Origin of the sequence: Pseudomonas synxantha (assembly GCF_900105675.1) — a bacterium.
In the GTDB taxonomy this organism is placed as follows: domain Bacteria; phylum Pseudomonadota; class Gammaproteobacteria; order Pseudomonadales; family Pseudomonadaceae; genus Aquipseudomonas; species Aquipseudomonas synxantha.
The window spans coordinates 2,657,379-2,681,486 of record NZ_LT629786.1 but is presented as its reverse complement, the minus strand read 5'-3'; the positions used below and the strand labels follow the sequence as shown (position 1 = coordinate 2,681,486).

Below are 24,108 nucleotides of genomic sequence, written 5' to 3'. Positions count from 1 at the left end.
TCTTGCCTGGCGCCAACGGATTCTTGGGGAGGATTGCATGTACAAGCGCACCGGGCTCGTCAGCTTCACGCTTACCGCCTTGGCCCTGGCGATGGCCAGCGAGCGGCTCACGGCGGCCGAGGCGGCCACCACCGAGCATGTCGAAGTGGTCGGCCAGGCCGCTGCCATGGACAGCGCCCTCAAGGAACAACGTTCTTCCGACAGCATCAGGAGCGTGGTACATGCCGACGGTGTAGCCCAGTTACCGGATGAAAACGTCGCCGAAGCGGTGCAGCGCCTACCGGGCATCAGCGTGGAGCGCGACCAGGGCGAAGGGCGTTTTGTCAGCGTGCGCGGCCTGGGCCCGGACCTCAACAGCGTCACCATCAACGGCACCCTGGTGCCCGCGCCGGAGAGCGAACGCCGCGCCGTGGCCCTCGATGTGCTGCCCTCGGAGTTGGTGCAGTCGCTGTCGGTGATCAAGACCCTGACCCCGGACATGGACGCCAACTCTCTCGGTGGCACCGTGGATGTGAAGAGCCTGTCGGCGTTCGATCACAAGGGCTTGTTCTATACCGGTAGCACCGAAGCCAGCTACGACAAGAATACCGGCCAAACCAGCCCGAAATTCTCCGGTGCCGCCAGTAATCGCTTCAGCCTCGGCGACGGCATCGACAACTTCGGCGTGGCCGCAGCGCTGAGCTGGCAAAAGCGCGACTTTGGCTCAGACAACGTCGAAACCGGTGGCGCCTGGGATTTCACCGACGGCGCCAGGCTCAACGAGTTCGAACAGCGCGACTACGACATCAGCCGCGAACGCGCAGGTGGCGGCTTGAACTTCGACTACAAGCCCGACGACCTGAGCAGCTATTACCTGCGTACCCTCTACAGCCGCTACAAGGACACCGAAACCCGCAACGCCGCCAGCCTTGAATTTGCCGACCCGCAAGCGCCTGGCGAGCTGGGCGATGCCGAGGGCAAGCGCAAGCTGAAAAACCGTGAGGAAACCCAGCAGATCCAGTCCTACGTGTTCGGCGGCGAGCGCATGCTGGGCCTGTGGACCCTCAGCGGCCAGGCCGGCTACAGCCAGTCCAGCGAAGACAGCCCGGCGCACATTGCGGGCGCCACCTTCGACGGCGGCGACTTTGCCAACAGCGGTTTCTACGACAAGGACAAACCTCGCCCGATCATCGCCAACGGCTTCTACGACGCCAGTAACTTCAGCCTCGACAAGGTCGACTGGGAGAAACAGTACACAAAGGACACCGAGAAAAACCTGCGCCTGGACCTGGCCCGTGACTATGACCTGAGTGGCTATGCGTCTCAGTTCAAGTTCGGTGGCAAGGTCAGCCGCCGCAACAAGGACAACGACTTGGAGGCCTGGGTCTACAAGGACTTGGATCAGCAAGGCTTCAGCGATGAACAGCTCAACCTCGCGCAGTTCCAGAAGGGCAGCGTCGACTACCGTCTCGGCCGATATGGCCCAGGCATCAGCGCGGGTAATATCCGCCAGCTGATTGGCGGCCTCAATCGGGATGATTTCTACGACCCCACCGAATCCAGGGTCAACGACTTCACCATCCGCGAAGATATCAACGCCGGCTACCTGATGAACACCATCGATATCGATGACTGGCGCTTCATCGCCGGGATGCGCTACGAGGGCACCGAATTCGAAGCCAAGGGCACCGGCGCCACCGACGGCCAGTTCAGCGATACCGAAACCAAGCGGCGTTATCACCATTGGTTGCCGGGCCTGCACGCACGCTATCAGATAGATAAGAACACCCAGGTGCGCGCTGCCTGGACCCAATCCGTGGTGCGCCCAACATTCGGCCAGCTGGCGCCGGGTTTCGTGATCGACGATGACGAAGCCACCTTCGGTAACCCGGACCTCAAGCCCCTGGAGTCGAGCAACCTGGACTTGGGCATCGAACACTTCATGGGCCGCGCCGGCACCGTATCGGCGTTCGTGTTCTACAAGGATATCCAGAACTTCGTCTATAACACCGACGTGGCCGGCACGGGTGCCTGGGCCAACTTCTCCGAGGCCCACACCTACGCCAACGGCGACAGCGCCAAACTCTACGGTCTGGAGCTGGCCTACTCACAGAAGTTCGACTGGCTGCCAGCACCGTGGAATGGCTTGCTGGTCGGTGCCAACAGCACCTTCAGCCGCTCCAGCGCGGATATCGAGGGTTTCGACAGCGCCAGCGGGCGCAACCGCAAGCGCAGTATCAGCCTGCCCAATCAGTCGGACACGGTCGGCAACCTGATGCTTGGCTGGGAAGACGACAAGCTCAGCCTGCGCCTGTCGGCCAACTATAAATCGGCCTATCTGTATGAACTGGCCTCGATCAACGACAAGGCCCATGACCTGCACGTCGACGCGCAGACCTTCGTCGACTTCAGTGCGCGCTACTCGGTGACCAAGAACCTGCAAGTCAGCTTCGAGGCCCAGAACCTCACTGATGAATCGTACTTCGTCTACACCGGCCACCGCAGCTACAACGGCCAGTACGAAGAGTACGGCCCGACCTACAAGGTTGGCCTGACCTTTACCCATTTCTAAACCACACCTGGATTCCAATGTGGGAGGGGGCTTGCTCCCGATAGCGGTGTGTCAGCCTCCATTGTATTCACTGAACCACTGCCATCGGGAGCAAGCCCCCTCCCACATTGGATCTTTATCGTATTCGAAGGATTTTGCCTGTTCATGAGAATTTCCAAGCTGTACCTGTTGATCGCGCTGGTCACCAGCGCCAATGCCTTTGCCACCGACCTGGCCCTGTCGCCTTGGGCGCCGAGCTTGAATGCCGAAGCCGTGGCCTTCTTGCCCAACGCCACCGAGCGCCTGGCCGCCGGTACCCGCGACGGGCTACAACTGCTCGACAGCCAGGGCGCCGAACTGGCGCGCTTCAAAGGCAACTTTACCAGCCTCGACACCAGGCCTGCCGGTGCACAAGTACTGGTCGCCAGCCTCGACAACGACCGCCAACAGGCGTTGCTGATCAGCCTGGACACAGCCAGCAAAAACTGGGGCAAGCCCATGTACCTGCCAACCCGTGACTACTCGGTGAATGGCCTGTGCCTTTATCGCGATTCGGCGGCCAACCTGTTCGTCTTCCTGGTGGGTGAAGAGGGCAAGGGCGAGCAATGGCTGGTAGGCAACGGCTCGACCCTGCTCACCGAACCCCAGCGGGTACGCGGTTTGCCGCTGCCGCCGTCGGCGCAGTTCTGCCAGGTGGACGATGCCACCCAGCAGTTGGTGGTCAATGAAGAGAATGTCGGCTGGTGGGCCTACCCTGCGCATCCCGAAGCTGATGTGAAACGCACGCCTGTGGCGCTGTTCGACAACCCCAAGCGCGAAGCCGGGGCCATGGCGCTGGTGCCGGGTGGCATGGTTGCGCTGGACCCGAAGACCGCCCAGTTGCACTTGTTCCAGCAAACCGGCGAGCGCTGGGCGGAGCAATCGAGCTTGAGCCTGGCGGGTCTGAAAGAGCCGCAGCAACTGGCGATCAATGGTCGCCAGTTGTTGGTGCGCGATGACGACAGCGGCAAGCTTTATCAGGCCAGGCTCGACTGGCAGGCCAAGCCCGTTGTAGTCGCCCCAGTGTTGCCGGAGGTCGCAGCCTTGCGCCAGAGCGACCCGGTCGGCCGTCAAGGCGATGCGGCGGATGACCCGGCGATCTGGATTCACCCCCAGACACCGGCCAGCAGCCGCGTGCTCGGCACCAACAAAAAACAGGGCCTGCTTGCCTACGACCTTGACGGCAAGCTGTTGCAGGAGCTGGCGGTGGGTCGCCTGAATAACGTCGATGTACGCCCCAACTTCAAGCTCGGCGCGCAAACGGTCGACCTGGCCGTGGCGAGCAACCGCGACCGCAACAGCCTGAGCCTGTTCAGCATCGACCGTCAGAGCGGCGAGCTGCGTGAAGCCGGGGAAGTGACCACGCCGCTCAAGGACATCTATGGCATCTGCCTGTTCCAGCCTGCCAGCGGCGAGATCTACGCGATTGCCAACGGCAAGGACGGCACCTTCCTGCAATACCGTCTCAGCGCGCCGGATGGGCGTGTGCAAGGCGAGCTGGTGCGCCAGTTCAAGCTCGACAGCCAACCCGAAGGCTGCGTGGCCGATGACCAGCGCCAGCGCCTGTTTATCGGTGAGGAAGACGTCGGTGTATGGGCAGTGGATGCACGCGCCGATCAGCCGGCGACGTTGACCAGCGTGATCAAGGTCGGCCCGCAGCTGCATGCCGATGTCGAGGGTCTGGCGCTGTACCAGAGCGATCAACGTGACTACCTGGTGATCTCCAGCCAGGGCAATGACAGCTATCTGGTGGTGGACGCCGAACCGCCGTTTGCCGTGCACGGTGCCCTGCGCGTTGGCTTGAATGCCGCCGCCGGCATCGATGGTGCCTCCGAAACCGACGGCCTTGAGGTTACGGCCGTCAACCTCGGCGGGCCGTGGAGCCAGGGCATGCTGGTGGTGCAGGACGGGCGCAAGCGCATGCCCGAGCAAACCCAGAACTTCAAGTTCGTGCCCTGGGCCGAGGTGGCCCGCGCCTTGAAGTTGCCTTGAGCCTGTCATCAGGCAGTCATTCATTTTCAATCGAATAGGAGTTTGACCATGCACGCGACGATGGAACATATGACGATCTGGGGGTTGATCAGCGACGCCAGCCTGTTGGTCAAGGCGGTCATGCTGACCTTGCTGTTGGCGTCCTTGCTCAGTTGGTACCTGATAATCCAGCGCGGCAGTGTGCTGCGCCGCCTGGAACGGCAGTTGAACGGTTTCGTGCCGCGTTTTCGTGCCGCACCGGATTTGCTGGCGCTGTCCCGTGAGATCCAGCAGGCGGGCGAGGGCGGCATGGCGCCGATCTTTATCGCCGGGGTCCAGGAGTACCAGCACCTGCACAATCATGACCCGGCCGTGCTCGAAGGCGTGGAGCGCGCCTTGCAGGTAGCGATCACCGAACAGGAAATCGAGCTGGAAAAGGGCCTGCAATTTCTCGCCACCGTGGGATCGGTCAGCCCTTACATCGGCCTGTTCGGCACGGTGTGGGGCATCATGAATTCCTTTATCGGCCTGTCTCAGGTGCAACAGGCCACGTTGTCCACCGTAGCGCCGGGCATCGCCGAAGCCTTGATTGCCACGGCCATCGGCCTGTTTGCGGCCATCCCCGCAGTGATCGCCTATAACCGCTTCGCGGCCCGCGGCCAGACACTGCTCACCCGCTACTACGCGTTTGGCAATGAACTGCAAGTGCGCCTGCACCGCTCCCTGCGCGGCACGTCGAGCAACCTGGCCGTGGCCGCCTGAAAGGAGCAATTCCCATGTTAGTCAGGCCGCAACGCAAGCACGGGCCCAAGGCCGAAATGAACGTGGTGCCGTATATCGACGTGATGTTGGTGCTGCTGGTGATCTTCATGGTCACCGCGCCGATGCTGACCCAGGGCGTGAAGATCGAACTGCCCAAGGTCGCCGCCGAGGCGCTGGCCACCGACACCCGCCAGCAGATCCTCACGCTGTCGGTAAAGGCCGACGGTGGCTACTACTGGAACCTCGGTGGCAAAGTCGATACCCAGCACCAGACCGATAGCGCCGTAAGCCTCGACGAAATGGGCGCCAAGGTCATGCAGGTGGTGGCGGCGCGCAGCGATACCCAGGTGTATATCCGCGCTGACGACAACGCCGGTTATGGCCGGGTGGTCGCGGCCATGGCGGTGTTGCAAAAGAGCGGTGTCGGCAACCTGGGACTGGTAACCGAGGCCCCGCAATGACGGCGATGATCATGCACAATCCCACGCCGGCGATGGCGCCCAGGGATGCTTCGGGAGTTTGGAGAAACAGCCTCGCCGCCGGCCTGGCGGTGGCGCTGCATGTGGGCGTGCTGGCCGCGTTGATGATGGGCTGGTCGACGCAAAAGCCTGTGGTGGATGCGCCTCGGGTGATGCGCACGCAGTTGGTCATGTTGCCAGCTGCGCCCGCGCCCGAACCGCTGGTGGCTACCTCCGCACCCCCTGAGCCTGAGCCTGTGCCGGCAAAGCCCAGGGTCGACCCGCAGGTCCAGGTGCAAAAACTTGAGAAAGCCGCCTTGGCGCGTAAACGCGTCGAGGAAAAGAAAGCCGAGCAACAGCAGGAGCGGCTCGCCACCGAACAACGCAACCGTGAGCTCGAACAACAACGCCTCGATCAGCAACGCCTGGCCGCTGAAAAAGCCCGCGCTGCCGTACCTGCGCCAGCCTTCGACAGCCGCCAATATCAGCCTCTGAGCAAGGCCGCGCCGGACTATCCCGAGCGCGCCCTGGACAAGAATATTGAAGGCGATTGCACCTTGGAGTACAGCGTCAACATTCAGGGCCGCGTGGAGAATCCCAAGGTACTGGACGGCTGCCACCCACTGTTTATCCGGCCTTCATTGGCGGCGGCGAATACCTTTCGCTACCAGCCCAGAGTCGTCGACGGCAAGCCCGTGGCCGTGCCGGCAGTACGCAACACCTTCCATTACCGCATCAAATGAGTATTGCCCGTCAACAAAGAACCAATGTGGGAGGGGCGGTGCGACGATTCGACTTGCTCCCGATAGCGGTGTGTCAGTCTCTATATCTACGGCTGACCTACCGCTATCGGGAGCAAGTCGAATCGTCGCACCGCCCCTCCCACATTTTGATCTGTGTTTGGCGTTATGGATTCGCCAGATTCGCCAAAGTAAGGCCGTCGATATACCGCTCCAGATTCGCCAAAAATGCATCGGCAATTTCATCCTTGCTGTTGGTCGAAATCGCCGACGTATGCGGTGACAACCGCACTCGTGGATGGCTGTACAACGGGTGCCCATCCGGCAAGGGTTCCGGCTCGGTCACGTCAAGCGAGGCCAGGCCGACCTGGCCGTTATCCAGCGCCTCCAGCAATGCCTCCTGATCGAGCAACCCTCCACGCGCAATGTTGATCAGGTGCAGCCCAGGCTTGGCGCTGGCCAGCACGTCACGGTTGATGATATGGCGCGTGGCTTCGGTCAGCGGTGCCGCCACCACCAGGTGGTCGGCGCGGGCGAACAGGTCGTGGATGTCCGTGGCCGCTTCAACACCGGCACTGAAGGGTGCCTGGCTCTGACGCAGCGCGACCACCTTGATGCCCAGGGTCAGGGCCTTTTGCGCCAGGCTTTCACCAATCGCACCAAAGCCAAGAATGCCCAGGGTGGTGCCCTTGAGCGGGCGCAGGGCAGTGAAATGCCACTGGGCGTCCTTCACCCAGATATCCGGCAAGTGCTTGGACGCGGCAAAGATTGCGGCCAGGGCGAACTCGGCGAGGTTGTCGGCGGCGCTGCCCCGGGACGTGGTCACGGGTGGGCCGTTGAACAGCCATTGTGGGTAAAAGTCGATACCCGACGACACCAGGTGCACCCATTGCGCGCCATAGGGCCAGCCCGGCGGCGGTGTGTCGGGCGCGGTGTAGCCGCGTACGTTGATCGGACGCAGCAACAGGATATTGGCCTGGGGCGGCAGGTCGCTGGGCACGCCGACCGGCACGCCGAGCACCTGGGCCTCGGGGTGCAGCGGTGTCAGGCGCTCGCGGATCACCTGGTTGAAGTCTTCGTCCAACTGACTGGCAATAATCACCTGGCTCATGTGCGTTCCTTCTGGCGTTGGGTGAACACGGCTTTGCCGACGCCTTGCAACACCGCGTCGTTCTGCGGGGTGTGTACGCGGCTGCACAGCACGTCGCGATAATGTCGTTGCAGCGGGCTGTGGCGTGACAGGCCGGGGTTGCCGGATGCCTCGATGGCCAGTTCCACGGCGCGAATGGCGTTATGGGTGATCAGGTACTTCAACTGTGCAGCGTTAGCGGCCGGGGTATGCACCTCGGCGGCGGCGTCGAGCAGGCTGCGGTTGGCGAATAGCAGGGTGTCGATATGGCCGACGGTCTCCTGGAAACGCGGCAAGCTGGACAGCGCCGCGCCGAGGTTGGATGGCTTGCGTTCCTCCAGCCAGTTCACCAGCCAGTCCCGCGCCGCCTGGGCCACGGCGTCGTACACCGACGACAGCAGCACCGACATCCACAGCAAGCCGTCACCGTCGAGCTCCGGCTGCGGTGCGCTCCAGGGGCTGGTGCTGACGGCGTGGTCCAGCGGCACCAGCACGTTGTCGAGTACCACCTCATGGCTGCAGGTGGCGCGCATGCCCAGATGATCCCAGGTGTCGATTATGCTCACGCCGGGGCTGTCCTTGGGCACCAGCCAGGCGCCCACCAGCGGGTCGGCATCATCGCTGCGCGCCCACACGCTGAACCAGCTCAAGCCATGGCTGCCGGTGGAGTAGAGCTTGCGCCCGCTGATACGCCAGCCGTCGGCGCCGCGCACCGCGGTGGTGGCCGGTAGACCACCACGGGCCGGGGTGCCCAGGTCCGGTTCGACACGCAGGGCGTTGATCAGCGCGCCGTTGCGCACTGCATCCTCAGCGACTTTGACACGCAGGTGTGCGGGCCAGGCCTGGCTGTCTTGCAGGCGACTGTGTTGCAGGTACTGCATCACCAGGATCAGCGCCGTGGACGGTTCGCCCTTGGCTATCGCGCTGATGGCCTTGCGCGCCTGGGCCAGGCTGGCACCGCCGCCGCCGAGGGCCTTGGGCACGGTGAGGGCGAGCAGGCCATGTTGGTGCAACAGCTTGAAGTTGGCGTGGGGGAAGGCGCCGCTTTCGTCATAGATGTGGGCGGTGCTGGCCAGTTCGGCGCTGAGGCGTTCGAGCGTGGTGTCGAAATCGACGACGTCCACAGCCCGTAGAGATGAGTGAGTCATCAGCAGGTACTCGGTCAAAGTGGGAGGGGCAGTGTCCAGGCCAGCGCTTTGAGCGGGGCTGGCACTACAGCTGGGGCGCACGCTTGGTGTTGAAACTTGGATCGAAGCCCTGGGAGACGTCGATATGCGTGGGCAGCAGGCCTTCTTTGACATAGGTGTCGGCGGTGGTTTGCAGGCCGCGGACCACGCTGTCGTCAATCGCGACCGGTGACAGGTGGGTGTCCTTGGCCACTTCGACGTGCACGGCCAATGGCAAGCCCGTGATCCTGGCCTGGGCGGCGGCATATTCATCGGGGTGGGTGTTGGCCCAGGCGTAGGCGCGGTCAACCCGTGCGACAAAGTCGTCCAGTTGCACGCGTTTGTCGGCGATCGCCTGGCCGGTGGCGGCGAAATAGAGGTGATTGCTCAACAGGTTCTTGCCGCTGACCAGCACGCGGGCGTTGCTCTGTGAGGTGACCACGGTGGTGTAGGGGTCCCATGTTGCCCAGGCATCCGCAGTGCCGTTGTCCAGCACCAGCCGTGACTCGGCGGGCAGCAGGAAAATGAAGTGCACATCCTGGGTGCTCAAGCCGGCATCGTTCAGGGCCCTGATTGCCAGGTAGTGCCCGATGGAGCCGCGGCCGGTGACGATTTTCTTGCCCTTGAGATCCGCCGCAGTCTTGATCGGCGAGTCCTTGGGCACCAGCAGTGCGGTGGTGTTACGTCCTTCGGCATGGATGATGCTGATCACTTTGATCGATGCGCCCGCGCCCAAGGCAAACACATAGGGAGCATCGCCCAGGGCGCCGACATCCACGGCGCCGGCGTTCAGCGCTTCGCCCAGGGGCGAGGCCGAGGGGAATTCCGACCACTTGATCTCATAGGGAACGTTTTGGCTTTCGCCAGAAGCGTCCAGCAGTGCCTTGATCGTGGACTTCTGGTTGGCTACGCGCAGCGGTTGCAGGTCGGCGGCCTGGGCGGTGGACAGGCCGAGGGCCAATGCGGCGCCCAGCAGCAGGCGTTTGAATGGGGTGGCGTACAGCATGGGGCAAACTCCAGGCGTTGGATAAAAGGAGATACCTCCGCCTGGAGAAGGGGTCGGATGTCCGTGGGAACGGTGCAGCGGTGGCTCAGATCACATAGAAACCATGGGTGCCGTCGCGGGCCAATTGCGCGACCAGGCCGAACTCCCAGTCCAGGTACGCCTGCATGGCCTCCCGCGGGTTATCGGTGCCTTCATAGGGGCGGCGGTAACGGTCGATACGCGGCGAGGCCAGGTGGGTTTCGCCTTCTTCCAGAGGCAGTTGCGCGGCGATCCAGCCGGCGGTGCCGTCCTGTAGCAGAAACACCTGCTTGCCAGTCAGGGTCTCGACTTCGGCCACCGCCAGGCGCGCCAGCTGGCTGCTGCCGCAGGTCAATACGTAGCGTTGCGCAGGCGGCACATTGGCCAGGGCCTGGGGCAGTTGCCCGCGAAGGATCCACCAGGCCCCGGGAATATGGCGTTTGACATAGTTGGCGCTGGCAGTGAAGTCCAGCACCATGGTGTCGCCATGGCCCAGCCAGTCGGCGAGGGTAGGCGCGCTGATCAGTTCGGCCTGGGGCGGCGCAGGCACCGGTGCGACCCAAGCGCCATGTTCGCTGAAATGCGCCGCTTGCAGATCATCCAGTACATGCACCTGCCAACCCAACTGGGCCAGCCAGGACGCAGACATATTGGCGCGCACGCCGTCGTCGTCCACCAGCACCAGGCGCGCCCCGCGTACGCTGGCAACGTGATCGGTTTCCTGCACCAATTGGCCGCCGGGCGTGGAGCGTGCGCCGGGCAAATGGCCGATTTCGAATTCTTCCGGGGTGCGCACATCGAACAGGTAGGTGGTGCGCGTCGCATCCTGCTGCCAGCGGTGAAGATCGTTGAGAATGGCGCGACCGACCCGGGCCTTGTCGGCGACGCGGCGCGCAGCCTCGGCGGCGCGCTGGCGGTGTTCCTCTGGCGTTGGCGCGAAGCGGCGGGCTTGGCCATGGGCCAGTGTTTGCCCGGCCAATGTCCAGCCGATCGTGCCGTTGCGCAGGGCTGACACGGGGTTGGGAACGCCGGCATTGATCAGCGACTGGGTGCCGATAATGCTGCGGGTGCGCCCGGCGCAGTTGACGATAATGCGCGTGGCCGGGTCGGGTGCCAGTTCGCGGGCGCGCAGTACCAGTTCGGCGCCTGGCACGCTGATGCCGGTGGGGATGCTCATGGTCTGGTATTCGTCGAAGCGGCGGGCGTCGAGCACCACCACATCGGCCTGGCTGTCGAGCAGGTCCTGCACGTCTTCGGCGGCCAGGGACGGTGTGTGGCGCTGGCTCTCGACCAGTTCGCCAAAGGCCTTGCTGGGTACGTTGACGTCGATAAACAGCTCGCCGCCGGCCCGGCGCCAACCCTCCAGCCCGCCTTCAAGCAGGCTGACCTGGGTGTAGCCCAACGCAACCAGGCGTTCGGCGGCGCGGCTGGCCAGCCCTTCACCGTTGTCATACAGGGTGACTTGGGTATCGCGGCGTGGAATACGCGAGTACACCTCCAGTTCCAGCTTGGACAGCGGGATATTCGCGGCGAACAGCGGGTGGGCCTCGGCAAACGGCGCTTCCTCGCGCACGTCGATCAGCGCGACTTCTTCACGGTCCAACAAGGCCTGGCGAATCTGCGCATAGCGGCGGGTCGATACGTTGGTCATAGGGCAGGGCTCTTTTCTTTGGACAAGTCCCAGATATTCGGGAGATAGGCGTTGGAATAACCAGAGATAAACAGTTTTTCGCTGCCGTCAGGCTGATACACCGCACGGCGCACCGCACCGATATTGGCGCCGTACACATGGATGCTGATGGACACCTGATCGGCGTGGGCATTGCTGACCTGATGAATATCGCCAATCCTGGGCGACACTGCTTCGACTTGACCCGGCAATAGCTGGATCGGTTTGCCTTCAGCCATCAGGCTGCCATCGGGGGCACGGGCAAACCCCTGGGAAAATTCCGAGCCGCGCAACATGCCGATCAGCCCCCATACCCGATGGTCATGAATCGGTGTGCGTTGCCCCGGCCCCCACACGAAGCTGACAAGGCTGAAACGTTGGCGCGAATCGGCATGCAGCAAAAACTGCTGGTAGCGCTCGGGGTCAGGCTGGGCGAATTCGTCAGGGAGCCAGTCATCATGGCTGACCAGTTGCGCCAGCAGCTTGCCGCCACGGTGCAGCAGGTCGCCTTCGCGCGGGTTGGCTTCGATCAGTTCCGCCAGGGCGCCTATGAAGGCTCTGAGTCTCTCGGGGTGTCGGGCCTGGGTCATGACCATTCCATCGGCTGGGTTGATGGGTTTATATAAGCATAATGTTTGCAGTTAATATGCTATTTTTTAATGATTAGCTTATAGCCGAAGGTAATTTAGAACAGGTGTGAATAGCGTTAGACGTTATCGATCACAGCGTGGGCTATCCAGACTGGTTGGCGGCAACTATGCTTCACGCACATCTTAATGACTGATCTCTATGTGCGGCCCAAATGAAAATTGACGATATCGATGCCTTTGTCGAAGTGATTCGTTGCCAGTCCATCAGCCATGCCGCCGAGTCGTTGCAACTGACCCAGCCGGCCATTACCCGGCGTGTGCAGAACTTCGAGCAGGCCCTGGGCGTGGAGCTGTTCGACCGCAACACCAAGCCCCTCAAGCCGACGCTGATCGGCACCCGCGTCTATGAACAATGCCGGCTGATCCTGCGCGAGATGGACGCCCTGCGCGAACTGGTAGCTACCGATGCGCCGCCCACCGGCGTGTTGCGCCTGGGTGTACCGCAGACCATCGGCGACGTGGTGTTGCTGGACGCGCTCAAGCACCTGCGCACTGAATACACCGACCTGCGCGCCCAGGTCGCCACCGGCTGGGGCAGCCAATTGGTCGGCAAGATCGAACGCGGCGAGCTGGATGCGGCGGTGGCGTTGTTCCCGGCGGGCAAGATCTTCCCGGACAACATCGTCGGTGAGTCCATCGGCAAGATGGAGCTGGTGGTGGTCTGCGCCAAGGCGCAGTTGCCGAAAAAGCCGTGCAAGCTGGCGGATGTGTACCAGAACGGCTGGATTCTCAACCCGGATGGCTGCGGCTTCCGAGCCGGCTTGCAACGCACCTTGTCTGACCAGGGCCTGGCGCTGCGAGTGAACCTGGAAACCTTCGGCACCGAACTGCAATTAGGTTTGGTGGCCGACGGCCTCGGCCTTGGCCTGGTACCGCGCCCGTTATTGGAGCGCAGTGCCCATCGCGAGCAGCTGGCAGTGATGCCGCTCAAGGACTTCAAGCCGGTGATGGACCTGTGGCTGATCTACCCGCACTTCCTTGGCAATCTGCAGGGGCCGGTGGATGCGTTTGGCCAGTGGGTGGCAGACTCCCTGCACAAGATCCGCAACGTCGCGTGATATGAAAAAAAATAATAATTAGCTTAGATTAAAATGTGCTTTTTATTATTTTTTTGCTTCCCCTAGGCTGGCCTTGAGTCCTTAAGGCCATCCAGGAAGTTTTGCCATGAGCAGCGTCACCTCGCTTTCCAGTGTTTCCAATACCGTCCGCCAGCGCGTCACGCCAGAGGAGTGGGAGGTGCGCGTCAAACTGGCCGCCGCCTACCGCCTGGCGGCCTTGTACAAGTGGACCGACCATATCTATACGCACTTCTCGGCCCGTGTACCGGGGCCCGACGAGCATTTCCTGATCAACGCCTTCGGGTTGTTGTTCGATGAAATCAGCGCCTCCAACCTGGTCAAGGTCGACCTCGATGGCACCATCGTCGACGACCCCACTGGCCTGGGGATCAACTACGCCGGCCACGTGATCCACAGCGCCATCCACGGTGCGCGCCATGACCTGCAAGCGGTGCTGCACACCCATACCCGCGATGGTATTGCGGTGTCGGCGCAGAAGGACGGCTTGCTGCCGATTTCCCAGCACTCCATTGCGTTCTCCGGGCGCGTGGCCTACCACGGTTACGAGGGCGTGGCCCTGGACCTGGATGAGCGTGAGCGGCTGGTGGCAGACCTGGGCGACAAGAGCGTGATGATTCTGCGCAACCATGGCTTGTTGACGGCGGGCGTCAGCGTCGAGCACGCCTTCCAGCAACTGCAAAGCCTGGAGCGCGCCTGCAACATACAGATCGCCGCGCAGGCGGCGGGGAATGCCGAATTGATCTTCCCGCCGGCAGAGGTGGTGGCCAAGGTCGAGGAGCAGGCCAAGGTGTTCAGCAATGGGCAAGGGCCCGGAGTGGCGCGGCATTGGAATGCGCTGGTGCGGCAGTTGGAGCGGACTGATACCGACTACAAGAACTGATCCTGAATGCGCGGCAAATCAAATGTGGGAGGGGGCTTGCTCCCGATGGCGGTGGGTCAGTCTCTATATCTATGACTGACCCACCGCTATCGGGAGCAAGCCCCCTCCCACATTTTTTGACTTGCTGTGTGCTTAAGCCACTTGCTGGGCCTGTTCCCGCTCGGCAACCAGCTGGCGGGTGAGGGGAATCAACTTCTTGCCATAGTCAATCGCATCATTGAGCGGGTCGAACCCACGAATCAGGAAGGTGGTAATTCCCAGGTCGTAGTAATCCAACAGCGCCTCTGCGACTTGCTCAGCAGTGCCCACCAACGACGTGGAATTGCCCTGCGCCCCGAGCAACCCGGCAATCCCGGTCCACAAACGCTTATCCAACCGCGACCCCTGAGCCGCCGCCGCCAGCAACCGTCGCGAGCCTTCATTCGGCGGCTCGCGGCGCACAAAGCCATTCTTCTCGGCCAGCGCCGTGGCCTGCTGCAGAATCTGCTCGGCACGTTGCCACGCCAGTTCCTCGGTGTCGGCGAGGATCGGCCGCAACGACAGGCTGAAGCGAATCGTACGCCCATGCTTGGCCGCTTCGGCGCGCACCTGGGTCACCACTTCGCGCACCTGCTCATAGGTTTCGCCCCACAGCGCATACACATCCGCATGCTTGCCGGCCACGGCAATCGCCGCCGCTGACGAACCGCCGAAATACAGCGGGATATGCGGCTGTTGCGGCGACTTCACTGTGGAGTGCGCGCCTTGCACTTGGTAGTAAGTGCCGGTGAAGTCGAAGGGCTGCTCGCTGGTCCACTCCTGACGCACCACGCTCAGGTACTCGTCGGTGCGCGCATAGCGTTCGTCCTTGCCGATATGGCTGCCATCGGCACGCAGTTCGTTGTCATCGCCGCCGGTGATGATGTGCACGGCAGTACGCCCACCGTTGAACACATCCAGCGTGGCGAACTGGCGTGCAGCCAATGTGGGCTGGGCAAAACCCGGGCGGTGGGCGATTAAAAATTGCAGCCTGGTGGTGACGCTGGCCGCATGGGCGGCGATCAGCGTGCTGTCCGGGCTGTTGGAGTGGAAGGCTATCAGGGCGCGGTCGAAGCCCGCCGTTTCATGGGCGCGGGCGACGCTTTCGACGTAGTCCGGTTGCAGGGTCGGGCCGCTGCGCGGGTGGATTTCCGAGGCGTGGTGGCCGCCGATATAGCCGATGAATTCAATGCTCATGGTCAGGTCCTTGTCGAGGTCGGTAAACAAGCCTCCACCGGGCAGGGGGTCGGTCCGTAGACGTGAAAGTAGAGCCAGCGGCCGAGCCTGTAAAATGCCGTTTGGTTCTAACCTAATTATTAAAATATAAAATGTTGATATTTATTCAATATCAGAAAAATGCATTTAGTTCGCGGCCTCGCGCATCGCAATGCCGGGTTGCGCGCCCTGACTCGTCGCACCCATGCGGTCCGCCAGGTAGCGCGCCGGCGGCTGGCCCATCGCCTTGCGGAACATGGTGATAAACCCGCTGGCATTTTCGTAGCCCAGGTCCAGGGCCACGCTCTGCACACTTTCGCCGTTGGCCAGGCGCTGCAGCGAGAGGATCACGTGCAGTTGGCGGCGCCAGCGGCCGAAACTCAAACCGATCTGCTCCAGCAACAGGCGCGTCATGCTGCGCTCGCTCATGCCGATGCGCATGGCCCACTCGCCCAAGGTGGATTTGTCGCCGGGGTTGGCCAGCAAGCTATTGGCCAATCGGGTCAAGCGTGGGTCTTGGGGCATTGGCAAATGCAGGGCCTCGATGGGGGCCTCGGCCAGCTCATCCAGCAAGGTCGCCACCAGCCGGCCCTGGGCACCGTCTTCGTCGTAGAGCGGCGGAAAACTGACCGCCTTGCCGATCAGCGCGTGCAGCAATGGCGACACCGACAGAGTGCAACATTGGTGGGGCAGGGCGCTGGCAGCGCCAGGGTCGATCAGCAGGCAATACACATCGGCTTCCCCGGCCCCCCGCGCCGCGTGGGTCACACCGCCGGGTATCCACAGTGCGCACTGTGGCGGCACGATCCAGATACCGGCCTCGATCACACAATGCACCACGCCGCGCAAGGTGTAGATCAATTGCCCGTGCTGATGGTGGTGGGGGGTATGTTCCCAGCGCTCGGAGGTACTGGATGCACCCACGGCAACTATCGGGCGCGGGATGGCAGCGGCATCGCGTACCCGGCTGGGGTCGTAATGGTCGAGGCGGTGATGAACCATGGTGCTGGCTACCTTGGCTGGTTTGCGAAACATTCTGGCTATTGTGTGCAATGCCGTCCAGCAACTTGGCGCTTATGATGAGAACCAATCTCATCCAAGGAGCTTTGCCATGCGACTCGACAGTTCTGCTTTCCCCGTGGTGAAAATCGTGTTCGACGCGCCCAATCGAGGCGGGCCCGAAGATGCCTTCCTGATCTTCGAACGCCTGCTGGCCCGCAAGCAGCCCTTCGTGCTGCTGCACGAGAAAGCCGTGGATGAAAACAATCACGCGCACTCCCATGAAGAACGCAAGCAGGCCTCGATCTGGATGAAGACGCACAAGGCGGTGTTACGCGCTTACGTCAGAGGCATGATCCAGGTCGAACCCAGCGCCGCCAAGCGCCTGGCCCTCAAGCCCTTTGCCGTGACATTCGGCAAGGCCTGGGGCTACCCGTTGCTGGTGGTGGAGTCCAAGGACCGCGCCTGGGCGCTGGCCCGGGATGTGCTGGATGAGCAGGTCTCGGATGTGGCGCATTTCTAAGCCTGGCCAACGCTCGACAGCGCCCACAATTGAACTACCTTGATTGACGAGCCTTCCCACTCGGTACTCAAGCATGCGCACGTTATGGACGCGGTATCTGGCGTTGCTGGACAACGACCTGAGCACACAGATCTTCGACAACGTAAAGAATCTGCTGGTGTGCGCGCTGTTGTTCGCGGCGGGGACCAATACGCTGGTGGGGCAACGTGAGTTGTTTATCGGGGTGTTCGCCTCCAACGTCGCCGGTTGGGGGTTGATTATCCTGTCGACGCTATTGATGTTGCTGAACGTCAGTGATGGCATTCGAAGGCTGGCCAACTTGCGCTATCACTTGGCGCTGCAACTGTTGTTGATCCTGATGTACGTGGTGGTTGCCGAGCGGGTGGTAGAGATTGTGTGGGGCTTCCGCGCCCATTAACGTATCCTGCGCGCCTGGTTTTTTACTGATTCAAACAAAGATGACAGGACAAGATATGCAGGCGCTGCTCGAGTCAATTCTCGACGAAGTGCGCCCCCTGATCGGCCTCGGCAAAGTGGCCGACTACATCCCCGCGCTGGCCGATGTGCCGGCCCAGCAGCTCGGCATCGCGGTATACGGTAATGACGGCGCAGCTTATTGCGCCGGTGACGCCGACACCCTGTTCTCGGTGCAGAGCATTTCCAAGGTGTTCAGCTTGGTGCAGGCCATCGATCACGGCGGCGAGAGCATCTGGGAACGCCTGGGCCATGAACCGTCGGGGCAGCCGTTCAACTCCATGGTGCAACTGGAATTCGAACGCGGCCGCCCGCGCAACCCGTTTATCAATGCCGGCGCCCTGGTGATCTGCGACATCAACCAATCGCGCTTCGCCGTGCCGATCCTGTCGATGCGTGACTTTGTGCGGCGCCTGTCGGGCAACCCGCAGATCCTGGTCAACAGCGTGGTCGCCGAGTCCGAGGCCCAGCATGGCGCACGTAATGCGGCCATGGCCTACCTGATGAAATCCTTCGGCAACTTTCACAACGATGTGGACGCGGTGCTGCACAGCTACTTCAACTACTGCGCCTTGCAGATGAGCTGCCTGGACCTGGCCCGGGCGTTCAGTTTCCTGGCCAACGAAGGCGTGAGCGCCCACAGTGGCGAGCAGATTTTGACAGCGCGTCAGACAAAACAGGTGAACTCGATCATGGCCACCAGCGGGCTGTATGACGAGGCGGGCAATTTTGCCTACCGCGTCGGGTTGCCGGGCAAGAGTGGGGTAGGTGGCGGGATCGTCGCGGTGGTGCCGGGGCAGTTTACGGTGTGCGTGTGGTCGCCGGAGTTGAACGCGGCGGGGAACTCGCTGGCGGGGATGAAGGCGTTGGAATTGTTGAGTGAGCGGATTGGGTGGTCGGTGTTCTGAGCACATCACCAAAGCAAAATGTGGGAGGGGGCTTGCTCCCGATGGCGTAGTGTCAGCAATAAATGTAGCGCCTGACACACTGCATCGGGGGCAAGCCCCCTCCCACATTTGGATCTCCAATGGTTTGGAGGTCTTCATACGGTCTTGTCTTTACGCGACGGGGTGGGTTTCATCCAGCACCTTGCCTACCAGTAGCTGCACGCCTTCGAGCATTCGGCAGATGCCCAGCGCTACATTGCGGTGGGCGCCGTCGATTTCGAAAGCCAGTTGGGTGGCTATGTCGGTGATGGATGCCAGGTCTTGGGACGCATTGACCAGCAGGGTTTCAGTGCTGAGGTTGGGGCAGACAGTGAAAAGGGTTTCTGGGGGATTTGGGGTGTTTTTGATCATGGTGAAACTCCGTCGACAAGTGGAGCCGCCAGCGTTCGCGGTCAAACGAAGAGGGTGGCAGCTGTACGCGGGTTGACCGACCGGTTGTCAACGAACCCGGCATACCCGAAGGTATCCCGCGCACAACTGCCGCGACACGATACCTCAGGCACAAAAAAAACGCCTGAAGAGGTGCAGGGCGTAGCAGTTCGTTAACAAGGTCGGACGGTCAAATCCGGCCGCTGAATTGGCAGCGACGGCCCAGAGGTTAGTCAGTGAAGTTCCGATCTACAACCTGAAACAACTGTGGGAAAAGTCTGAGCGGTTGCTCGGTCCCACAGTGGCACGAAGCCCATTCCGCACGGGTTTTGTGTTGTTCGGTCGAGTCGGGGTCAGCTCACATTCAACCGATCCAACAAGCTGTACCAAGCCACCCCAGCTCCAATATAAAACCGCTGCAACCCATGCAACGGCAACCGCTGCAACGGCGTCACCGGGTAGGCAAACTCTGCATGGCTGTCGCACAGCCGCCCGGCCAGTTGCTGGCCCAGGCTGGTACACAGCGCGATCCCACGCCCATTGCAGCCCAGTGCCAAGGTCAGCCCCGGCGCCGGTTCGTGGACATGGGGCATGAAGTCCCGCGTGATCGCGATACGCCCGGCCCAGCGGTAGTCGAATTGCAGCGGTCCCAACTGCGGAAACAGCAGTGCCAGTGAGCGTTCCAGGTGGGCAAAGTCTTCTGGCCCGGTGGGATCGTTGAACAAACCACGGCCCCCCATCAGCAGACGCCCATAGGCATCTTTACGAAAATACAGCAGCAACCTCTGTGCGGTAGACACGGTTTCCTGGCCGGGCAAGATGCTTTCGGCCGCGTGACCCCTCAATGGCTTGGTGGCGACGATAAAACTGTTGGCCGCCAGCACACTCTGAGCCATGCCGGGCCACAGGTTACTGCTGTAGCCATTGGTCGCCAGCACCACTTGATCGGCCGTGACCTGCGCGCCACCCGCTGTTTGCAACTGCCAAGCCGAACCCTGGCGCTGCAACCCTGTCACCGCGCTGTGGCCATGCACCCGCGCACCGGCCGCCAATGCCGCTGCGACCAAGCCACGGGCGTATGCCAAGGGTTGGATCGCGCCGGCACGCCCATCCAGCCAGCCGCCGGCAAACGCCGAGCTGCCCATGCGCGCCGCCACTGCACGGGCATCCAGATGTTGCACCGGCACGCCGCGCCGACCCCATTGGTCCGCACGCGCATGCAGCCTGGTCACGCCTCTTTCGTTGTAAGACACCTGCATCCAGCCCTTACGCACTGGGGCGCAATCGATGCCATGTCGCTCGATCAGCTTGAATACCAGGTCTGCCGAGCCCGACACCGTGGAGATCAGCGTCTCGGCGCGCTCCGGCCCGTACATCCTTACCAGTTGCTCCGGGTCATATTTGAGCGTGGGGTTGACCTGCCCACCGTTACGCCCCGATGCGCCCCAACCTGGCTCATGGGCTTCCAGCACGCACACGCCCACGCCACGCTCGGCCAGGTGCAGCGCTGTCGACAAGCCGGTATAGCCAGCGCCGACAATCGCCACATCGACCTTCACTGACTCGTTCAACGCGGGCGTGGGCACTACTGACGGTGCAGTCGCCGACCACAACGACTTCATGACAGGCTCCGCGTGTTGCCGGTGGGGTGCAGCACGCGCCGCAGGAAGTCCTGGGTGCGCGCATGCTGTGGGTTGCCCAGCACCTGCTCGGCGGGGCCGCTTTCGACGATGTAGCCGCCATGCAGGAAGCACACACGGTCGGCTACTTCACGGGCGAAGCCCATTTCGTGGGTGACCACGATCATGGTCATGCCTTCATCGGCGAGCGTGCGCATCACCGCCAGCACATCGCCGACCAGCTCCGGGTCGAGGGCCGAGGTGGGTTCGTCGAACAACATGGCCTCGGGTTTCATCGCCAGGGCGCGGGCGATGGCCACGCGCTGCTGTTGGCCGCCGGAGAGTTGTTCCGGGTAGGCGTCGGCCTTGGCGCTCAGGCCGACTTTCTCCAGCAGCACCAGGGCTTCCTCGCGCACTTGCCGCGGCGGCTCACCTTTGACGTACACCGGGCCTTCCATCACGTTTTCCAGCACGGTGCGGTGGGGGAACAGATTGAAGCGCTGGAACACCATGCCCATGCGGCTGCGCAGAGTGTGCACGGTCTTGCTGGCGCGCTGCACAGTTTCACCGAACACCTTGATATGGCCACCGTCGTAGGCTTCCAGTGCATTGATGCAGCGCAGCAGGGTTGATTTGCCCGAGCCCGAGGGGCCGACCAGGCACACCACTTCGCCCTTGGCCACGTCGAGGTCGACGCCGTGCAGCACGCGGTGGTCGCCGTAGTGTTTTTGCAGCTGACGAATCTCGATCATGCTTTTTTCCTCCGGCCCAGGTACTGCTCCATGCGGCGCAGGCCATATACCAGCGGCAAGCTCATCAGCAGGTAGAGCAGGGCGACCAGGGTGTAGACGGTCATGTTCTGGAAGGTCGATGAGGCGATCAGTTGGCCCTGGCGGGTCATCTCCGCCACGGTGATGGTGGACACCAGGGACGAGTCCTTGAGCATCATCACTAAAGTGTTGCCGTAGGGCGGCAGGGCGATGCGAAATGCCTGGGGCAGGATCACCCGGCGCATCATCAGCATCGGGCGCATGCCCAGGGCCTCGGCGGCTTCACGCTGGCCCTGTTCGACGGCAATGATGCCGGTGCGGAAGTTCTCGGCCTGGTACGCCGAATAGGCTATGCCCATGCCAATTACTCCGGCGTAGAACGCGGTGAGGTGGATGCCCATGTCCGGCAGCACGAAGTAGATGTAGAACAGCTGCACGATGATCGGCAGGCCACGGATCACATTGATGATGGTACTGGCCGTCCACGACAACGCACGGATCGGCGACAGCTTGAGCAACGCCAGCACCAGGCCGATGGCGCTGCTGAGCAGGAACGACAACACCGTGATCTGGATTGTCACCCAGGCGCCTTGCAGCAGGATCGGCAGGAAGTCCTGGGCGTTCTGCAGGAACTCAGCCAGGTTCATGGGCGCGCCTGGGTATCCAGCCCCCATTTCTTGAGAATACTGTCCAGGGTGCCATCGGCCTTGATGCTGGCGATGGCTTTGTTCAGGCGCTCCAGGGTTGCGACATCGCCCTTGCGCACCACCAGGCACACTTCGCCGACATTGGTGGGCTGGTAGTCAGGCGCCAGTTTCACGCCTTTGAACAGCTTCTGGCGGATCTGGTAGGCCACCACCGGTTGGTCGCCAACGGCGGCTTTGATGCGGCCCAGGGACAGGTCGCGGACCATCTCGCCGATGGAGTCGTAGGTGCGGATTTCCTTGAAAATGCCCAGTTTTTTCAATCGGTCGTAGAAGATCGTCCCGGCTTGCACGCCGACCACCTGGTCTCTCAGCGGGGTGAGGTCGGGATAAGCGCCATTGTCGTCGGCGCTGACGATAAGGCCCTCACCATAGGCATACACCGGTGCGCTGAAGTCGACCACCTTGGTGCGTTCTTCGGTCTTGAGCATGCCGGCGGAAATAAAGTCCAGCTTGCCGGAAGTCAGCGACGGGATCAGCGCGGCAAAGTTGGTCTGCTCGATCTGGCTGCTGAACCCACCGGCCTTGCCCACGGCTTCGGCCACGTCGACCATCACACCCTGAATGCTATTGCTCTTGATATCGAGGAAGGTAAACGGCGAACCACTGGCCGTTGCCCCGACTTTGTACGAGGACGCACTCTCGGCGTGCGCAACGCTGATACAAAGCGCGGCACACACACCGAAGGCAAGGCGGCGAAACAAGGGCGAAAGACTGTTCATCGGGTTGCTCCATAAGAAAAACAGAAGTCAGTTGCGCAAGCGAATGCTGATAAAACCGCAAGCTCTATGCCATTTTGAATCGGAAAAATCGTAAACGACCTAATAAAGTTGTAGAAATGAACTTATCGTATCGCTATGCGATATTTTGTGGTCATTTCATAGCTTTTAAGGTAGAAATATCGCCACGCCTGATTGACCAGCCCGCGAGTTCGCCATGCCCGAAGACCGCAACAGTTTGCACAACCAATCCCTGGAAAAAGGCCTGTCGGTGCTCAAGGCATTCAGCGCCCAGCGCCGCAGCATGAGCCTTGCAGAGGTGGCCGAGGCTGCTGGCATGACCAAAAGCTCGGCCCAGCGCATGGTGTTTACCCTCGAAAGCCTGGGTTACCTTCGGAAACACTCGCGCACACGGCATTACCAACTCACACCTCGGGTGCTGGAGCTGGGGTTCAGTTACCTGGATGCGCATTCGCTGATTGAAGTGGCCAACCCGTTCTTGTCCGAGTTGACGCGGTTGACCGGTGAGACGTCGTGCCTGACCGAGCCGGCGGGCCAGGACATGACTTACATTGCGCGGTTTGTCAGTGCCGGGTTTGTGCCGGTGCACATGCCGATCGGCTCGCGGGTGCCGATGTACTGCACCGCGTCGGGGCGGGCTTATTTGAGCGCCTTGCCGCAGGATGAAGCGCTGGCACTGATTCAGAACAGTCAGCGAGTAGCGCACACCAGCCATACCGTGACAGACGTCGACCGAATTCTGGAGTCGCTGCAGCAAGTGCGCGAGCAGGGGTATGCGGTAAATGGCCAGGAACTGTTCCTGGGCGACATGACCATCGGCGCCCCCGTGCTGGGCGCCAACGGTCGACCGGTAGCGGCGGTGCATGTGGTGGCGCCGACCAGTCGCTGGAGCCAGGCGGCGGCTGAAAAACAGCTTGCGCCGGCGTTGTTGCAATGCTCAAGAGCGCTGAGCAACTCGGCGCGAAACCTGGAATAACAGGCAAAGCAGATCAAAATGTGGGAGGGGGCTTGCTCCCGATGGCGGTGGGTCAGTAAAGAATAGGCTGGCTGACATACCGCCATCGAGAGCAAGCCCCCTCCCACATTGGATCTTCGGTGGTCTAAGGATCTGTGTACCACCCAAGCAAAAATATAGTGGGAGTTGGCACAAGCTCTTTGAAGCGCTCAAGAGCGCTGAGCAACTCGGCGCGTAACCTGGAATAACAGGCAAAGCAGATCAAAATGTGCGAGGGGGCTTGCTCCCGATGGCGGTGGGTCAGTAACGAATAGGCTGGCTGACACACAGCCATCGGGGGCGAGCCCCCTCCCACATTGGATCTTCGATGGTCTAAGGATCTGTGTACCACCCAAGCAAAATATAGTGGGAGTTGGCACAAGCTCTTTGAAGCGCTCAAGAGCGCTGAGCAACTCGGCGCGTAACCTGGAATAACAGGCAATGCAGATCAAAATGTGGGAGGGGGCTTGCTCCCGATAGCGGTGGGTCAGTAACGAATAGGCTGGCTGACACACAGCCATCGGGGGCGAGCCCCCTCCCACATTGGATCTTCGGTGGTCTAAGGATCTGTGTACCACCCAAGCAAAAATATAGTGGGAGTTGGCACAAGCTCTTTGAAGCGCTCAAGAGCGCTGAGCA

The 24,108-nt window shown here is 61.8% G+C and carries 23 protein-coding genes; 11 read left to right on the top strand and 12 right to left on the bottom strand.

Annotated features, from left to right (window positions below; translation table 11 throughout):
* Window positions 1-37: 37 nt before the first annotated feature.
* The 5 genes from BLU48_RS12585 to BLU48_RS12565 all read left to right on the top strand — a co-directional run bounded on the left by BLU48_RS12585 (window position 38) and on the right by BLU48_RS12565 (window position 6,503).
* Window positions 38-2,551 (top strand): TonB-dependent receptor, encoded by a 2,514-nt coding sequence (locus BLU48_RS12585; protein ID WP_057022597.1) that lies wholly within the window; start codon window positions 38-40, stop codon window positions 2,549-2,551.
* Between the two features lie 144 nt (window positions 2,552-2,695).
* On the top strand, window positions 2,696-4,561 hold the full coding sequence (locus BLU48_RS12580) for a phytase (protein WP_057022596.1): 1,866 nt from the start codon (window positions 2,696-2,698) through the stop codon (window positions 4,559-4,561).
* Window positions 4,562-4,609: 48 nt separating this feature from the next.
* Window positions 4,610-5,302 carry a protein TolQ gene (gene tolQ / locus BLU48_RS12575; protein ID WP_057022595.1) on the top strand — a complete coding sequence of 231 codons (693 nt, stop codon included), beginning with the start codon at window positions 4,610-4,612 and terminating at the stop codon, window positions 5,300-5,302.
* Between the two features lie 14 nt (window positions 5,303-5,316).
* Window positions 5,317-5,763 carry a protein TolR gene (gene tolR, locus BLU48_RS12570; RefSeq protein ID WP_057022594.1) on the top strand — a complete coding sequence of 149 codons (447 nt, stop codon included), beginning with the start codon at window positions 5,317-5,319 and terminating at the stop codon, window positions 5,761-5,763.
* Window positions 5,760-6,503, top strand: coding sequence for an energy transducer TonB (locus BLU48_RS12565; RefSeq protein ID WP_057022593.1), 744 nt, complete (start codon window positions 5,760-5,762; stop codon window positions 6,501-6,503). The genes tolR and BLU48_RS12565 overlap by 4 nt, the downstream gene beginning before the upstream one ends.
* A 163-nt stretch (window positions 6,504-6,666) precedes the next feature.
* Here BLU48_RS12565 and BLU48_RS12560 read toward each other — a convergent pair whose 3' ends face one another.
* The 5 genes from BLU48_RS12560 to BLU48_RS12540 form a co-directional block, all read right to left on the bottom strand.
* Window positions 6,667-7,611 carry a D-isomer specific 2-hydroxyacid dehydrogenase family protein gene (locus BLU48_RS12560; RefSeq protein ID WP_057022592.1) on the bottom strand — a complete coding sequence of 315 codons (945 nt, stop codon included), beginning with the start codon at window positions 7,609-7,611 and terminating at the stop codon, window positions 6,667-6,669.
* Complete coding sequence (locus BLU48_RS12555) at window positions 7,608-8,777, bottom strand: acyl-CoA dehydrogenase family protein (RefSeq protein ID WP_057022700.1); 1,170 nt, start codon at window positions 8,775-8,777, stop codon at window positions 7,608-7,610. Before BLU48_RS12555 ends, BLU48_RS12560 begins: the two co-directional genes overlap by 4 nt.
* Window positions 8,778-8,841: 64 nt before the next feature.
* A complete protein-coding gene (locus tag BLU48_RS12550) occupies window positions 8,842-9,801 on the bottom strand; it encodes an ABC transporter substrate-binding protein (RefSeq protein WP_057022591.1) in 960 nt (319 codons plus the stop codon).
* Between the two features lie 85 nt (window positions 9,802-9,886).
* Window positions 9,887-11,470: a rhodanese-related sulfurtransferase gene (locus BLU48_RS12545; RefSeq protein WP_057022590.1), complete on the bottom strand. Its 1,584-nt coding sequence runs from the start codon at window positions 11,468-11,470 to the stop codon at window positions 9,887-9,889.
* Window positions 11,467-12,078, bottom strand: a complete 612-nt coding sequence (locus tag BLU48_RS12540) for a cysteine dioxygenase family protein (RefSeq protein WP_057022589.1) — start codon at window positions 12,076-12,078, stop codon at window positions 11,467-11,469. Before BLU48_RS12540 ends, BLU48_RS12545 begins: the two co-directional genes overlap by 4 nt.
* A 212-nt stretch (window positions 12,079-12,290) precedes the next feature.
* Between BLU48_RS12540 and BLU48_RS12535 the strand changes: the two genes are divergently transcribed.
* Window positions 12,291-13,196, top strand: coding sequence for a LysR family transcriptional regulator (locus BLU48_RS12535; protein ID WP_046072255.1), 906 nt, complete (start codon window positions 12,291-12,293; stop codon window positions 13,194-13,196).
* 106 nt (window positions 13,197-13,302) lie between these two features.
* Entirely contained in the window at window positions 13,303-14,097 is a 795-nt protein-coding gene (locus BLU48_RS12530) for a class II aldolase/adducin family protein (protein WP_057022588.1), read from the top strand.
* Between the two features lie 132 nt (window positions 14,098-14,229).
* On the opposite strand, the gene BLU48_RS12525 is transcribed toward BLU48_RS12530, so the two are convergent.
* Together BLU48_RS12525 and BLU48_RS12520 are read right to left on the bottom strand one after the other, a co-directional pair.
* Window positions 14,230-15,312: an LLM class flavin-dependent oxidoreductase gene (locus BLU48_RS12525; protein ID WP_057022699.1), complete on the bottom strand. Its 1,083-nt coding sequence runs from the start codon at window positions 15,310-15,312 to the stop codon at window positions 14,230-14,232.
* Between the two features lie 165 nt (window positions 15,313-15,477).
* On the bottom strand, window positions 15,478-16,332 hold the full coding sequence (locus BLU48_RS12520; RefSeq protein ID WP_057022698.1) for an AraC family transcriptional regulator: 855 nt from the start codon (window positions 16,330-16,332) through the stop codon (window positions 15,478-15,480).
* A gap of 109 nt (window positions 16,333-16,441) precedes the next feature.
* Here BLU48_RS12520 and BLU48_RS12515 point away from each other — a divergent pair, with 109 nt between their 5' ends.
* The 3 genes from BLU48_RS12515 to glsB all read left to right on the top strand — a co-directional run bounded on the left by BLU48_RS12515 (window position 16,442) and on the right by glsB (window position 18,234).
* Window positions 16,442-16,852 (top strand): hypothetical protein, encoded by a 411-nt coding sequence (locus BLU48_RS12515; RefSeq protein ID WP_057022587.1) that lies wholly within the window; start codon window positions 16,442-16,444, stop codon window positions 16,850-16,852.
* A 73-nt stretch (window positions 16,853-16,925) separates the two neighbouring features.
* On the top strand, window positions 16,926-17,270 hold the full coding sequence (locus tag BLU48_RS12510) for a hypothetical protein (protein WP_057022586.1): 345 nt from the start codon (window positions 16,926-16,928) through the stop codon (window positions 17,268-17,270).
* Window positions 17,271-17,325: 55 nt separating this feature from the next.
* Window positions 17,326-18,234, top strand: coding sequence for a glutaminase B (glsB, locus tag BLU48_RS12505; protein ID WP_057011214.1), 909 nt, complete (start codon window positions 17,326-17,328; stop codon window positions 18,232-18,234).
* A gap of 150 nt (window positions 18,235-18,384) precedes the next feature.
* Here the strand turns inward: glsB and BLU48_RS12500 are convergent, their stop codons facing one another.
* From BLU48_RS12500 to BLU48_RS12480, 5 genes are all read right to left on the bottom strand, one after another.
* Window positions 18,385-18,624 carry a DUF6124 family protein gene (locus tag BLU48_RS12500; RefSeq protein WP_057022585.1) on the bottom strand — a complete coding sequence of 80 codons (240 nt, stop codon included), beginning with the start codon at window positions 18,622-18,624 and terminating at the stop codon, window positions 18,385-18,387.
* Between the two features lie 371 nt (window positions 18,625-18,995).
* Window positions 18,996-20,264, bottom strand: a complete 1,269-nt coding sequence (locus BLU48_RS12495; protein WP_057022584.1) for an NAD(P)/FAD-dependent oxidoreductase — start codon at window positions 20,262-20,264, stop codon at window positions 18,996-18,998.
* The gene (locus BLU48_RS12490; protein WP_046072261.1) at window positions 20,261-21,013 is read right to left on the bottom strand and encodes an amino acid ABC transporter ATP-binding protein; all 753 of its coding nucleotides are present in this window, start codon (window positions 21,011-21,013) and stop codon (window positions 20,261-20,263) included. Before BLU48_RS12490 ends, BLU48_RS12495 begins: the two co-directional genes overlap by 4 nt.
* Window positions 21,010-21,678: an amino acid ABC transporter permease gene (locus BLU48_RS12485; RefSeq protein WP_046072262.1), complete on the bottom strand. Its 669-nt coding sequence runs from the start codon at window positions 21,676-21,678 to the stop codon at window positions 21,010-21,012. Before BLU48_RS12485 ends, BLU48_RS12490 begins: the two co-directional genes overlap by 4 nt.
* A complete protein-coding gene (locus tag BLU48_RS12480; RefSeq protein ID WP_057022583.1) occupies window positions 21,675-22,457 on the bottom strand; it encodes an ABC transporter substrate-binding protein in 783 nt (260 codons plus the stop codon). Before BLU48_RS12480 ends, BLU48_RS12485 begins: the two co-directional genes overlap by 4 nt.
* 214 nt (window positions 22,458-22,671) lie before the next feature.
* Between BLU48_RS12480 and BLU48_RS12475 the strand changes: the two genes are divergently transcribed.
* The gene (locus BLU48_RS12475) at window positions 22,672-23,451 is read left to right on the top strand and encodes an IclR family transcriptional regulator (RefSeq protein WP_057022582.1); all 780 of its coding nucleotides are present in this window, start codon (window positions 22,672-22,674) and stop codon (window positions 23,449-23,451) included.
* Window positions 23,452-24,108 lie beyond the last annotated feature (657 nt).